Source organism: Paludibacterium sp., from assembly GCF_019232825.1.
Classification (GTDB): Bacteria; Pseudomonadota; Gammaproteobacteria; order Burkholderiales; family Chromobacteriaceae; genus Paludibacterium.
This window is the reverse complement of sequence record NZ_JAFAND010000007.1, coordinates 14,487-28,188: the sequence shown is the minus strand read 5'-3', so window position 1 is coordinate 28,188 and position 13,702 is coordinate 14,487. Positions and strand designations below refer to the sequence as shown.

The following is a 13,702-nucleotide window of genomic DNA, read 5'->3' as shown; positions in this document are numbered from 1 at the left end:
TCGGCAAGTGGGTGTTCGACACCTTCGGTCTGGACGGCGTGGAAGTGACGGAAGACGTGTTCGAGTCGCCGATGGCGCTGCAGTTCGAGCAAGCGGAAAACCGCATGCACACCATCAAGGCCATCCTGGTGTCCACGCTGGGCGACTAAGCCGCCGGCGTTGAAATAGGGAGGGGCCCGGCCCCTCCTTTTGATCTCCCGAACCAGATTTATCTAAGGACAAAGCACCATGCGTGTAGTAGTCGCTCTGGGCGGCAACGCCCTGCAACGCCGCGGCGAAGTAATGACCGCCCAAAATCAGCGCAACAACGTCAAGATCGCCGCTAAGCAACTGGCCACCGTGGCCAAGACGCACCAGCTGGTGGTCGCGCACGGCAATGGCCCGCAAGTGGGCCTGTTGGGTCTGCAAAACGATGCCTACGCCCGTCACGTCGACGAGAAGGTCACCCCGTATCCGCTGGACGTGCTGGGTGCGCAAACCGAAGGCATGATCGGCTACATGATCGAGCAGGAGCTGGGCAACGAGCTGCCGTTCGAAGTGCCGCTGGCCACCATCCTGTGTCAAACCGAAGTGGACGCCAACGACCCGGCGTTCAAGAACCCGACCAAGTTCGTCGGCCCGGTCTACACCAAGGAAGACGCCGAGAAGCTGGCGAAGGAAAAGGGCTGGACGGTCAAGGCCGACGGCGAATACTACCGTCGCGTGGTGCCGAGTCCGAAGCCGCGTCGCATTTTCGAAATGCGTCCGATCAAGTGGATGATGGAAAAGGGCACCGTGGTCATCGCCGCCGGCGGCGGCGGTATCCCGACCATGTACGATGACAGCGGCCGTCGCCTGGGTGGTGTGGAAGCCGTGATCGACAAGGACCTGTCCTCGTCGCTGTTGGCGCGTGAAGTCGAAGCGGATTACTTCGTCATCGCCACCGACGTCAAGAGCGTGTTCGTCGGCTGGGGCACCCCGGACGCGAAGGCGATCAAGATGGCCCACCCGGACGAAATGGACAAGCTGGGCTTTGCCGCCGGCTCCATGGGCCCGAAGGTGGAAGCCGCCTGCGAATTCGCCCGTCTGACCGGCAAGCGCGCGGTCATCGGCGCGCTGGAAGACATCGAACAGATCGTCGAAGGCAAGGCCGGCACCATCATCTCGACCGAAAAGGCCGGGATCGAGTGGTACTAAGCCGCTAAGCGGTTTGCTGGAATGAAAACGGCCCTTCGGGGCCGTTTTTTATTGGGTTTGACGCTATAAGGTAGGGTCTTTCGCCGTGCGTTGCTACGCGAACGCACGCGCTACTAGTGGGGCTGGGTTCAGGTTCTTATGCCTGCCTTAGCGTAGGTGCGCCACTTGCCGGACCAGCAGGACTTCGCACGCGCCCGCGCCTTCATCGTCGCGCGTCAACGAGGTTGGCCATAAATCGCCCGTGTCGAGTGCGAGCACATCGACCAGTTCTCCTTCGAGATAGATTAGATCGCCTGGCTTAACGCGCCGTAAGAGGTAATCACGCACTGCAGGCGTCGCGGCAATGAGATGGGCGTTGGTGAGACTGTTGAGCGTCTGATCGGGAGGGGGCGATGGTGCGCCATAGCCAACATAACCAAATCTATCGTATTGCGCGAAGCGCAAATCATATTGGCGAAGGAAGGCCGGGTTGCTCATCGGCCCCCAGCCGAGTAGTAGATCGACCGGGGATATCGCAGAGTCGGGGTCGAGGTAATAGCGTTCGTGGCCCAGTACTCGCGCAGCGACGCGAAAATGTGCTCGCGGGGTCAGATAGCGATTGCCATAGCGTAGTGGCCCGCTGCGAGTATCGCTTTGTTCTGGATCGTGGGCCAGCAGGGACGCCACTTCATGCTTTGGTAAATTTTGCTGCGGTAGCGTCTGACTGGCGACCAGCAGGCAGGGGGCGATCCATAGCGGTAGCCAACTGCGCCAGCGCGTGACAAGGCAGTCACGGGAAATAATGCGCAATTTATATATCATACCCAGAATGATCAATATCCTATCGGTAAATAGACTGTGACTGCGCGAAGTTTTTTTTGATCCTGGCTTGATGTATTTTTTGTCTGTCCTCTCTGGGGATATATTTATCGTTGTGATATGGAGAATATTATGCGGCCATTAAGTGAAGATGAAGTGCAGCTGGTGACTGGCGGGCGGTTTGGCGGAGTGGGTAAGGTGGCTAAACAATTTGGGAAATTCGTTTTCAATCGTATGACAAATCCCAAAAACATGAAACCGCGTACCCATGCCAGTGGTCCTGTGGCAAATCGGCCCGCCAGCGCACCGGTAGCGCATCAGCCGTAATGACAATCGGCAGTTGAATTTTTATCGGGATGGCAAGTCTTTATTATGGGCTTGCCATTTTTTATTTAAAAGACAGTTATTTTTGAATATTTTATCTGCATTCACAACGTTAAAATTCCGTGCTCGGTTTGGCTTGTTATTTGGCACCTCTTTATTGGCGGTATGGGCTGTTTGGTTTCCGACCTACGCCTTGGTTCCTGTTGACGATAAGGCCGCCTTCCGCATGCTGCTGGACGGCCCCAAACAGTCGCATCGCAGCCGAATGTCGTTTATTCACGGCAGCTATTGGCTTGAGCCGGTGGAGCGCTTCCGGGTGAGCGGCCGCGTGCTGAGTGTGAAGCGCTATCGTCATGGTGAGCTGAGTGATATTTCGCCGCTTGATTTGGCTTTGGGCTGGGGCGACATGGCTGACCCGTTCTTGTTGATGCGCGAGCAGATACGGATTGGCCAGGATTACCGCTTAATGTATTGGGAGCTGCCCGAGTATCGCCACTTTAGCGCCGATAGCTTGGCTCGCCAGACCGCCAATCTGCATTTGATTCCCGCTAATGACGCTGTGCGGGGGCAACTGCTGCGCGGGCTGAAACTGAACGATCTGGTGCATCTGGACGGGCAATTGGTGCATGTGACGCAGTTGCGGACCCAACTGCCCTGGTATAGCTCAATGGTGCGCGACGACGTGTTGCATGGGGCGGGGGAGGTATTGTGGGTGGAGCGGGTAACGGCACTGACTCGCGCCGGCAACTGAGAAAAATGCCAGCCGGCGAGGGCCGGCTGGCAATGGGGCGTGTCCTTACCGATTATTCAGCCAGATTCCGGCCGTTGGCGGCGATCACGTCCCGATACCAATAGAAACTGTCCTTGCGGATGCGCGCCAGATCGAGCGGGTCGGTCTCGGTGCGGTTGACGTAGACGAAGCCGTAGCGCTTCTGGTAGCCGTTGAGCCAGCTCAACAGGTCGGTGAACGACCAGGCGCAGTAGCCCAACAGCCGGGTGCCGTCGCTGATCGCCTGCTGGCAGGCGATCAGGTGGTTGCGCAGATAGCCGACGCGATAGCCGTCGTGCACCTTGCCCTCGGCGGTCAGGGTATCGAATTCGCCCAGACCGTTCTCGGTGATCAATACCGGTAGGCTGTAGCGGCTGGTGACGCGGCGCAGGGTGATGCGCAGGCCATCCGGGTCGATGGCCCAGTCCCAGTTCGACGTCGGCAGGTGCGGATTGATCGTGGTCTTGAACAGCCCCTGCACGCCGCTGACCGGCGTGCTGCCTTTTTGGCCGCTGGTGTTGAAGTCGGTTTCGCCGACGCCGTCGCGGCCGTTGTCCTCGAATACTTGCGAGAAGTAATAGTTGATGCCGAGAAAGTCCGGCCGCGCGCTGGCGAGCAGCTCGGCGTCGCCGTCTTCCACATGCGGGGCCTGGCCGTGTTCGACCAGCCACGCCCAGGCCGATGCCGGATAGCGGCCGGTGGCGTAAACGTCGAGCCACCAGTGATTGTTGAATTCCTCGGCGCTTTCGGCGGCGATCACGTCGGCCGGCCGGCTCGATGCGGCGTAGGCGGGGCAGTAGCAGAAAGTCGGGCCGATTTGACCGCCGGGGACCAGTTCGCGGAAAGCGCGAATGGCGCGCGCGTTGGCGAGAAAGGCGTGGTGGTTGGCCTGATAGAAGCGTTTGCGATCACGCACCGCCGGCGGATGCTTGGCCAAGAGGAAGCTGCGGGTGGTGTCGATGTTCTGTTCGTTGAGGGTGACCCAGTAACGCACCTTGGCGCCGAAGCGGGTGAACAGCGCGCGGCAGTAATGCTCGAAGTCGTCCGCCATGCGGCGCGACTCCCAGGCGCCGTACTCGTCCATCAGTGCCTGCGGCGCGTCCCAGTGATACAGCGTCACCACCGGCTCGATGCCGTGGGCGAGCAGCGCGTCGATCAGCCGTTCGTAGAATGCCAGCCCGCCCTCGTTGGGCGTGCCGCGCCCCTGCGGGAAGATGCGCGGCCAGCTGATGGAAAAGCGGTAGGCCTTGAGGCCCATCTCCGCCATCAGCGCGACGTCTTCTTCATAACGGTGGTAGTGATCGACCGCCACGTCGCCGTTGCTGCCTTGATAGGTACGGCCGGGTTGTTTGCTGAACGTGTCCCATACCGACGGCCCTTTGCCGTCGGCGTTCCAGCCGCCTTCGATCTGATAGGCGGCCGAGGCGGCGCCCCAGAGAAAGTTGGCGGGGAAGGGGGCCAATTGTCGATGGTGCATGGTGTCGCTCCAGGAATTGAAACGGATGAATGTAGTATTTTGCGTTATGCAAACGTTGTCAATTGAAATGACAACGTTTGCATGGCGAATTATCGGTTAACATGCAGGCATCTTCTTTTTTGGCGCCGGACTTGCCATGCCGCGTACGTTTTCCTCCTCGCCCGCCACGTTGACCGCGGTGGCCCGCCATGCCGGGGTGTCGCCCAGCACGGTGTCGCGCTTTCTGAGCGGTACGGCCGTGGTATCGGCCGAAAAGCGCCGGCGCATCGAGCAAGCCATTGCCGTGCTCGGTTACCGGCCCAACGCGCTGGCGCGCAGCCTCAAGCGCGGCGCGTCGATGACCGTCGGCGTGCTGACGCCGGTACTGGACAGCCCGTTGTTTGGCGAGGCGCTGTTGGGCGTCGATGAGACATTGAGCGCGAGCGGCTACGTGCCGCTGATGGTATGTGGTCATTGGCATGCCGCCGAGGAGCAAAAGCGCATCGAGCTCTTGCTGGCGCAACGCGTGGATGGGCTGGTGGTGCTGTCGTCCTCGCTGCCCGAGGCGACGCTGGCGCAATGGTCGGCGCAACTGCCGCTGGTGGCGATCGGTGAAGGCGGCGGCAAACCGGCCGATTGGCGCGTGCATGTCGATAATCGGCGTGGGGCATTGTTGGCCACACGTTATTTGATCTTGCAGGGCCATCGCCGCATCGCGCATCTCGCGGGGCCGGCGGATCGCGCCAGCGCGCGGGCGCGGCTTGCCGGCTATCGGCAGGCATTGGACGAGGCGGGCATCGGGTTCGATGCGCGGCTGGTCAAGCATGGCCAATGGCTGGCGCAACACGGCGAGGCGGCGACGCAACAGTGGCTGGACGAGGGTGTGGGCTTCAGCGCGCTCTTTGCGGCCAACGATCAGATGGCGTCCGGCGCGCGCCTGGCGCTGTTCCGGCATGGCCTGCGCGTGCCGGAGGATGTGTCGTTGGTGGGGTTTGACGCCATTCCCGCCTCGGCGAGCCAAACGCCGCCGTTGACCTCGGTGGATACGCATATGCGCGCCTTGGGGCGGTTGGCGGCCGAGCGCCTGTTGGCGCGTCTGGCTGGCATGGCGCCGAGCGGCGAGGCGCCGGCGCCCAGCATGCTGTTGCGCGAGTCGGTGGCGCCGCCGCGCTGATGGCGGTATTTGCTTTAAATAAAACTTTTGGCATATTCCCTCTTGGGTGGCTTGCCAACTAACTACGCACCCATGATAATCGCCATTCATGCAGGAGAGAGCCGGCATGGCCGGCCGCCGAAGGCGCAAGCGCACCCGCAATCGCTCAGGCAAAAGGACTGCATTGTCAGAGCCGTCAGGCTCGCAAACTCTGGAGAGCGGTGCCGCTGCATCCACCGAAGGGGCTAACGGCCGAGAGGCCGGAAAATCTCAGGTGTCAGGACAGAGGGGTGTGAGTTGCATTCGTGATTTCACCCACTTGAGGATGCGCCATGACGGCACCGAAACGCACGCCCCTGTTTGAAGAACATCTGGCCGCAAACGGCAAGATGGTCGATTTCGCCGGTTGGGAAATGCCCATTCATTACGGTTCGCAGCTCAAAGAGCACGAATTCGTCCGCTCGGACGCCGGTATGTTCGATGTGTCCCACATGACGGTGGTGGATATCACCGGCGCCGATGCCAAGACCTGGCTGCAAAAATTGATCGCCAACGATGTCTCCAAGCTCGGTTTCGAGGGCAAGGCGTTGTATTCCGGCATGCTCAACGAGCAAGGCGGCGTGGTGGATGACCTGATCGTCTATCTGACCGCTTACGGCTACCGCATGGTGATCAACGCCGGCACCACCGAAAAGGACCTGGCCTGGATGGAGCGCCAGAAGGCCGGCTTCGACGTGTCGCTCAAGGTACGGCACGACTTGGCCATGCTGGCGGTCCAGGGCCCCAATGCCATTGCCAAATTCTGCGACGTCAAGCCCGCTGCGGCCGAGATCGTCAAATCCCTCAAAGTGTTCCAAGGGGCGTTTGTCGGCGAGTGGTTCATCGCCCGCACCGGCTATACCGGTGAAGACGGCCTGGAAGTCATGGTGCCGGCCGGCGAGATCGCCGCGCTGTTCCGCGCGTTGGTCGCCGGCGGCGTGGCGCCATGCGGTCTGGGCGCGCGCGACACGCTGCGTCTGGAAGCGGGCATGAATCTCTATGGCCACGATATGGACGAGACCGTGCTGCCGCTGGAGGCCGGCATGGGCTGGACCATCGCCTGGGAACCGGCTACGCGCGACTTCAATGGCCGCAAGGCGTTGGAAGCGGCCAAGGACGCCGGTCTGAAGATGAAGCAGGTGGGCCTCGTGCTGGAAGGCCGCGGCGTGCTGCGCGACGGTCTGCGCGTGGTGGTGCCGGGCGTCGGCGAAGGCGTGATCACCAGCGGGAGTTTTTCGCCCACGCTCAAGCATTCGATCGCCATTGCCCGCGTGCCGGTCGGCACCGGCGCGACGGCCGAAGTCGATCTGCGCGGCACGCTGACCCCGGTGCGCGTGGTCAAGCTGCCGTTCGTGCGCAACGGCAAGAAGGTTTTCGAGTAATGCAGCCCAGGGCGGGGGACGGCCCCCGCCCACCCGATCATTCGCAACACATCCGAACCACAGGGAGTTTGTAATGAGCAATATTCCGTCCGACCTGAAATACGTTGCCAGCCACGAATGGCTGCGTCTCTCCGCCGCCGACGGCGTGGTGACCGTGGGGATTACCGATCACGCGCAGGAGCTGCTGGGTGACATCGTGTTCGTCGAACTGCCGCAGGTCGGGGCACAGCTCGCCGCCGAGGATCAGGCCGGCGTGGTGGAATCGGTCAAGGCCGCTTCCGACGTCTACAGCCCGATCGCCGGCGAGGTGGTCGAAGTGAACGCCACGCTGGAAGCCGAGCCGCAATTGGCCAATACCGACCCGTACGGCCAGGGCTGGTTCTTCAAGATCCGCCCGGCGAACCCGGCCGACTACGACGCGTTGATGGACGCCGCGGCTTACGCGACCGAAGTCGGTGCTTGATCGAGAAAAAGCCTCGCCCGGGTGCGAGGCTTTTTTTTTGCTTTTCCGCTGTTTAATTCCGGATTGATGATCATGACGCTCTCTCAGTTGTTCAATCGCGACGAATTCGTCGCTCGTCACATCGGCCCGTCCGAGGCCGACCGCCAAGCCATGCTCGCGGCGATCGGCGCATCCTCGCTCGATGCCCTGATCGACCAAACCGTGCCGTCCGCCATTCGCTATCCGGCGCGGCTGCCGTTGCCGGACGCCCGTCCCGAGGCCGAGGCCTTGGCGGCGCTCAAGCAGCTGGCGCGGCAGAATGTCATCAAGCAGTCTTATATCGGCCTGGGATACCACCCCACGCTGACGCCGGCGGTGATTCTGCGCAATGTGCTGGAAAACCCCGGCTGGTATACCGCCTATACCCCGTACCAGGCTGAAATCGCCCAAGGCCGTCTGGAGGCGCTGCTGAACTTCCAGCAAATGGTGACCGACCTGACCGGCATGGAAATGGCCAACGCCTCTCTGTTGGACGAAGCCACTGCCGCGGCCGAAGCCATGGCGATGGCGCGCCGGGTGTCGAAGAGCCCGTCGTCGCGCTTCTTCGTCGACCGCCGCGTGCTGCCGCAGACGCTGGACGTGCTCAAGACGCGCGCCGCCTATTTCGGCTTCGAGTTGTGCCTGGGGCACCCGGAAGAAGCCGGTCAAGGCGATTATTTCGGCGCCTTGTTCCAATATCCGGGCGAGGCGGGCGACGTGTTCGACCTGTCGGCGCCGATTGCCGCGGCGCGCGCGCATGGCGCGGTCACCATCGTCGCCGCGGACATCATGGCGCTGGTGGTGATGAAGTCGCCGGGCGAGCTGGGGGCCGATATCGCATTGGGATCGACCCAACGCTTCGGTGTGCCGATGGGCTTCGGCGGCCCGCACGCCGCTTATTTCGCCTTCAAGGACGAAATGAAGCGCGCCGCGCCGGGACGCATCATCGGCGTGTCGGTCGATGCCAAGGGCAAGCCCGCGCTGCGCATGGCGCTGCAGACGCGCGAGCAGCACATCCGCCGCGAAAAAGCCAACTCCAACATCTGTACTTCGCAGGTGCTGCTGGCCAATATCGCCGGCATGTACGCCGTTTACCACGGCCCCGAGGGGCTCCGCCGCATCGCCACCCGCATCCACCGCCTGGCTGCGCTGTTCGCCGCGGCGGTGCGCCAGGCCGGCGGCAAGGTCAAGTACGACCGTTTCTACGACACCGTGCAGGTCGAGTTGGGCGGCCGTGCCGCCGAGGTGATCCGCGCCGCCTGTGACGCCGGTTACAACCTGCGCGATGCCGGCGAGGGTGTGGTGGGGGTCAGCTTCCACGAGGCGACCGCCGAGGCCGATCTGCAGGCGCTGATCCGCGTCTTTACCGGCAAGGTGGCCGATCTGGTGCAGTTGGATGCCGCCACGCTCGACGCCATTCCGCCGGTGCTCAAGCGCGAATCCGCCTTCCTGACGCACCCGGTGTTCCAGCGCCATCACACCGAGCACGAAATGCTGCGCTACCTGAAGCGGCTGGAAAATCGCGATTTGGCAATGAACCACTCGATGATCTCGCTGGGCTCTTGCACGATGAAGCTCAATGCCGTGAGCGAAATGCTGCCGATCACCTGGCCCGAGTTCGCCGAGATTCATCCGTTCGCGCCGCGCGATCAGGTGGGCGGCTATCTGAAGATGATCGATGGTCTGGCCGAGCAACTGAAGGCGATCACCGGTTTCGACGCCATCTGCATGCAGCCGAACTCCGGCGCGCAGGGCGAATACGCCGGCCTGTTGGCGATCCGCCGCTATCACGCGTCGCGCGGCGAGGCGCACCGCGACGTGTGCCTGATCCCGCGTTCTGCCCACGGCACCAACCCGGCTTCGGCGCAAATGATGAGCCTGAAGGTAGTGGTGGTCGATTGCGACGACGCCGGCAACGTCGATGTCGGTGATCTCAAGGCCAAGGCCGAAGCGCATGCGGACAACCTGGCGGCGCTGATGATCACTTATCCGTCGACCCACGGCGTATTCGAGGCGGCGATCGCCGAGATCTGCGAGATCGTGCACGCGCACGGCGGCCAGGTGTACATGGACGGCGCCAACCTCAATGCTCAGGTCGGCCTGATGCGTCCTGCGGACATTGGCGCCGACGTCAGCCACATGAACCTGCACAAGACCTTCTGCATCCCGCACGGCGGTGGCGGACCGGGCATGGGACCGATCGGCCTGAAGGCGCATCTGGCGCCGTTCATGGCCAATCACGCGGTCGCCCCGATTGCCGGCACATCGGAAGGACAGAGCGCCGTATCGGCGGCGCCGTTCGGTTCGGCGTCGATTCTGCCGATTTCGTGGATGTACATCACCATGATGGGCGCGGAAGGGATGAAGCAAGCGACGCAGCATGCGCTGTTGAACGCCAACTACATCGCGAGCAAGCTCTCCGGGCATTACCCAGTGCTGTATACCGGCGCCAACGGCCGCGTGGCGCACGAGTGCATCATCGATCTGCGCCCGCTCAAGGCTGCTTCCGGCGTGACCGAGGTGGACATCGCCAAGCGCTTGATGGACTACGGCTTCCACGCGCCGACCATGAGCTTCCCGGTTCCGGGCACGCTGATGGTCGAGCCGACCGAGTCGGAATCCAAGGCCGAACTCGACCGCTTCATCGCCGCCATGCTGGCGATCCGCGCCGAGGTGGACAAGGTGCAAAACGGCGTATGGCCGGCCGAGGACAATCCGTTGAAGAACGCGCCGCACAGCAAGTCGGACGTGGCCGGCGAATGGACGCATCCGTATAGCCGCGAGGAAGCGTTGTTCCCGCTGCCGCACGTGTTCGACAATAAGTTCTGGCCGAGCGTGAACCGCATCGACGACGTGTACGGCGACCGCAACCTGGTGTGCAGCTGCCCGCCGATGGACGAGTATCTGTAAGCCAGCGTGATTGGCTGCCTGCGACGCCCGCGGACTTTGTCCGTGGGCGTTTTTGTTGCCGCCGTGATTGACGCTTGGTCTATGCGGACGTCACAATGTCCAGGCAAATGTGACTCGGGGTGCCGTCTAACCGACGGCTGAGAAACACCCGTATCCACCTGATCTGGATCATGCCAGCGTAGGGAAGTCACGGCGCCACGCATGCCCCGCCTTGCTGCCGTCGTCCTCGCCCCGCGCCGAGGAGACGAAATGAATCAAGTAACCGCTTTTTCCGGCCGGCTCGCCGCCCCCCATCTCGACCGCCTGCGTGCCGCGCAGCCGCTGGTGCACTGTCTGACCAACTCGGTCGTCACCGCTTTCAACGCCAACGCGCTGTTGGCCGTTGGCGCCGCGCCGGCAATGGTGGTCGCGCCTGAAGAGGCTGGCCCGTTTGCCGCCATTGCCGGCGCGTTGCTGGTGAATGTCGGCACGCTGACCGCGGAGCAGGCTAGCGCCATGCGCGTGGCGGTCGCCTCCGCCCGTCAGGCGGGCACCCCCTGGACGCTCGACCCGGTGGCGGTCGGCGTGCTGGCATGGCGCACGGCTTTTTGTCACGAGCTCTTGGCGCAGCGCCCTCGGGCGATCCGCGGCAATGCATCGGAGATCATGGCGCTGGCCGGAGTGGCTGCCGGCGGCCGTGGCGTGGACAGCCTGGTCGGCAGCGAGGCCGCCTTGGCGGCGGCGCGGCAATTGGCCGAGGCGAGCGGGGCGGTCGTGGCGGTGACTGGTGCGACCGACTTCATCACCGATGGCCGGCAGACCTTGGCGATTGCCGGCGGCGATGCGCGCTTGCAGCAGGTGACCGGCACCGGTTGCTCGCTCTCTGCCCTGGTCGCCGCGTTCACCGCATGCGTGCCCGATGGCGTGCAGGCGGCGGCAACGGCTTGCGCGCTGATGAAACTCGCCGGCGAGACGGCGGCGCGGACAAGCCAGGGGCCGGGCAGTTTCGCCGTGGCGCTTGTCGACGCGCTGGCCAACCTGCGGGGGGACGACTTGGCGGCACGGTGGCCGTGATGAAAGCCGATCTGTCGCTTTACCTGGTGTTGGACCCCGATTTGTGCGGCGGGCTCGACGGCATGCTGCGCGTGACCGAGGCGGCGGTGGCGGGCGGCGCGGGTGTGGTGCAGTTGCGCGCGCCAACGTGGAAGAAACGGCAGTGGCTTGAGGCGGCGCAGGCCTTGCTGCCGCTGTGCCATGCCGGCGGCGCGAAATTGGTGATCAACGATCAATTGGATGTGGCGCTGATCGCCGGCGCCGACGGTGTGCATCTGGGCCAGCAGGACCTGCCGGTGGCGGCGGCGCGCCGCTTGCTCGGACCGGACGCGCTGCTCGGTCTGTCTGTCAGCCGCTTGGAACAGCTGGAGAGCGTGCCGCCAAGCGGCGTGGATTACCTGGGCGTCGGTCCGGTGTTCGCCACCGCGACCAAAGCCGACGCGGACGCGCCTTGCGGCGTGGCGGGACTGGCGGCCATCGTCCGAGCGAGCCCGTTGCCGGTGGTGGCGATAGGCGGGATTGACGCCGGTAACGCCGCGCCGCTGTTCGCGGTCGGCGCCGCCGGCGTGGCGGTGGTGAGCGCGATCTGCGCCAGCCGCGATCCCCTTGCGGCGGCGCGCGCGCTTCATGCCCTCAGCCGGCCTTCGACAATGCCTGCTTGATGTCGTCCAGGATGTCGTCGATGTGCTCGATGCCGATCGACAGGCGCACCATTTCCGGCCGCACGCCGGCTTTGACTTGCTCTTCCGGCGACAATTGGCGGTGGGTGGTGGTGGCGGGGTGGCAGGCCAACGATTTGGCGTCGCCGATGTTGACGAGCCGCGTGATCAACTGCAGCGCGTCGATGAAACGGCCGCCGGCATCGACGCCGCCCTGAATACCGAAAGACAGGATGCCGGATGCCCGGCCTCCCAGGTACTTATCGACCAAGGGGCGCGACGGATGCCCATCCAGCCCGGCGTATTCGACCCACGCCACTTGGTGGTGCGCTTGCAGGAATTGCGCCACCTTGAGCGCGTTGTCGCTGATGCGGTCCATGCGCAGGGGCAGGGTCTCCATCCCTTGCAGGATCAGAAAGGCGTTGAAGGGCGAGATGGCGGCGCCGGTGTTGCGTAGCGGCACCACGCGCGCGCGGCCGATGAAGGCGGCCGGGCCGAGCGCTTCGGTATAGACCACGCCATGGTAAGAAGGATCGGGTTGGTTCAACCGCGGGAAGCGGTCCTTATGCTGATCCCAGGGGAACTGGCCCGAGTCGACGATCGCGCCGCCGATGCTGTTGCCGTGGCCGCCGATATACTTGGTCAGCGAATGGACGACGATGTCGGCGCCATGCTCGAACGGCCGGCACAAATAGGGGCTCGGCACGGTGTTGTCGACGATCAGCGGTACGCCATGCGCGTGGGCGTGGCGCGCGAAGGCGGCGAAATCGACCACGTTGCCTAGCGGGTTGCCTATGGACTCTACGAAGACCGCCTTGGTGCGCGCGTCGATCAACTGCTCGATGGCGGCCGGGTCGCGGTGATCGACGAAGCGCACTTCGATGCCGAACTGCGGAAAGGTGTGGGCGAACAGATTGTAGGTGCCACCGTACAGCGTACTGGTGGCGATGATGTTGTCGCCGGCCTCGGCGATGGTCTGAATCGCGTAGGTAATGGCCGACATGCCGGATGCCAACGCCAGGGCGCCGATGCCGCCTTCCAGCGCCGCCAGCCTTTTTTCCAGTACGTCGGTGGTCGGATTCATGATGCGGGTGTAGATGTTGCCTTGCACCTTGAGGTCGAACAGATCTGCGCCATGTTGCGTGCTGTCGAACGCATAGGACGTGGTCTGGTAGAGCGGCACCGCCACCGCGCGGGTGGTCGGGTCGGGGGAATAGCCGGCATGCAGCGCCAAGGTTTCCAATCTCATCTCTTCATCCCTTGTAATGACGTTGTTGTATGAGGTTACAGTACCCCACGGAGATAGAAATGGAAATAGCAGTTGATTTTATTTGTTATTCTATCTGGTTATATGGTGGGAACCAAAACGCCTTGTAACCATCAATCTGTCATTGCGGCACCATCTGCGTGTCACATTGTCTGATTATTCTTATATTAGAGTGCAATGGAACTTGACTTAATACTCTATGTCGAATTAGTTTAGTTGATTCAACGTTTCGTGTATTTGATAGACCATAATAAGA

The 13,702-nt window shown here is 62.9% G+C and carries 11 protein-coding genes, 1 pseudogene and 3 riboswitches; of the genes and pseudogenes, 9 read left to right on the top strand and 3 right to left on the bottom strand.

Annotation, left to right across the window (positions count from 1 at the left end; genetic code table 11):
• Together JOZ06_RS00825 and arcC are read left to right on the top strand one after the other, a co-directional pair.
• Window positions 1-149: pseudogene (locus JOZ06_RS00825) on the top strand (ornithine carbamoyltransferase subunit F); the annotation flags it as partial.
• Between the two features lie 79 nt (window positions 150-228).
• Window positions 229-1,176, top strand: coding sequence for a carbamate kinase (arcC, locus tag JOZ06_RS00820; RefSeq protein ID WP_293227751.1), 948 nt, complete (start codon window positions 229-231; stop codon window positions 1,174-1,176).
• Between the two features lie 147 nt (window positions 1,177-1,323).
• On the opposite strand, the gene JOZ06_RS00815 is transcribed toward arcC, so the two are convergent.
• A complete protein-coding gene (locus JOZ06_RS00815) occupies window positions 1,324-1,992 on the bottom strand; it encodes a hypothetical protein (RefSeq protein ID WP_293227750.1) in 669 nt (222 codons plus the stop codon).
• Window positions 1,993-2,314: 322 nt separating this feature from the next.
• On the opposite strand from JOZ06_RS00815, the gene JOZ06_RS00810 reads away from it, so the two are divergent.
• The gene (locus JOZ06_RS00810) at window positions 2,315-3,049 is read left to right on the top strand and encodes a hypothetical protein (RefSeq protein ID WP_293227748.1); all 735 of its coding nucleotides are present in this window, start codon (window positions 2,315-2,317) and stop codon (window positions 3,047-3,049) included.
• A gap of 52 nt (window positions 3,050-3,101) precedes the next feature.
• Here JOZ06_RS00810 and JOZ06_RS00805 read toward each other — a convergent pair whose 3' ends face one another.
• On the bottom strand, window positions 3,102-4,544 hold the full coding sequence (locus JOZ06_RS00805; RefSeq protein ID WP_293227746.1) for a glycoside hydrolase family 1 protein: 1,443 nt from the start codon (window positions 4,542-4,544) through the stop codon (window positions 3,102-3,104).
• Between the two features lie 136 nt (window positions 4,545-4,680).
• Between JOZ06_RS00805 and JOZ06_RS00800 the strand changes: the two genes are divergently transcribed.
• The 6 genes from JOZ06_RS00800 to thiE all read left to right on the top strand — a co-directional run bounded on the left by JOZ06_RS00800 (window position 4,681) and on the right by thiE (window position 12,182).
• Window positions 4,681-5,697 carry a LacI family DNA-binding transcriptional regulator gene (locus tag JOZ06_RS00800; RefSeq protein ID WP_293227744.1) on the top strand — a complete coding sequence of 339 codons (1,017 nt, stop codon included), beginning with the start codon at window positions 4,681-4,683 and terminating at the stop codon, window positions 5,695-5,697.
• Window positions 5,698-5,778: 81 nt separating this feature from the next.
• Window positions 5,779-5,868: riboswitch (glycine riboswitch) on the top strand.
• Between the two features lie 9 nt (window positions 5,869-5,877).
• Window positions 5,878-5,972, top strand: a riboswitch (glycine riboswitch).
• 36 nt (window positions 5,973-6,008) lie between these two features.
• Window positions 6,009-7,097, top strand: a complete 1,089-nt coding sequence (gene gcvT, locus JOZ06_RS00795; RefSeq protein ID WP_293227742.1) for a glycine cleavage system aminomethyltransferase GcvT — start codon at window positions 6,009-6,011, stop codon at window positions 7,095-7,097.
• A 73-nt stretch (window positions 7,098-7,170) separates the two neighbouring features.
• The gene (gene gcvH / locus JOZ06_RS00790) at window positions 7,171-7,560 is read left to right on the top strand and encodes a glycine cleavage system protein GcvH (RefSeq protein WP_293227740.1); all 390 of its coding nucleotides are present in this window, start codon (window positions 7,171-7,173) and stop codon (window positions 7,558-7,560) included.
• Between the two features lie 72 nt (window positions 7,561-7,632).
• On the top strand, window positions 7,633-10,488 hold the full coding sequence (gene gcvP / locus JOZ06_RS00785; protein ID WP_293227738.1) for an aminomethyl-transferring glycine dehydrogenase: 2,856 nt from the start codon (window positions 7,633-7,635) through the stop codon (window positions 10,486-10,488).
• Window positions 10,489-10,593: 105 nt separating this feature from the next.
• Window positions 10,594-10,690: riboswitch (TPP riboswitch) on the top strand.
• A 47-nt stretch (window positions 10,691-10,737) separates the two neighbouring features.
• The gene (gene thiM, locus JOZ06_RS00780) at window positions 10,738-11,541 is read left to right on the top strand and encodes a hydroxyethylthiazole kinase (protein WP_293227736.1); all 804 of its coding nucleotides are present in this window, start codon (window positions 10,738-10,740) and stop codon (window positions 11,539-11,541) included.
• Window positions 11,541-12,182, top strand: coding sequence for a thiamine phosphate synthase (gene thiE / locus JOZ06_RS00775; RefSeq protein WP_293227734.1), 642 nt, complete (start codon window positions 11,541-11,543; stop codon window positions 12,180-12,182). The genes thiM and thiE overlap by 1 nt, the downstream gene beginning before the upstream one ends.
• Here the strand turns inward: thiE and JOZ06_RS00770 are convergent.
• Complete coding sequence (locus tag JOZ06_RS00770) at window positions 12,154-13,428, bottom strand: aminotransferase class I/II-fold pyridoxal phosphate-dependent enzyme (protein WP_293227733.1); 1,275 nt, start codon at window positions 13,426-13,428, stop codon at window positions 12,154-12,156. The genes thiE and JOZ06_RS00770 overlap by 29 nt on opposite strands.
• Window positions 13,429-13,702 lie beyond the last annotated feature (274 nt).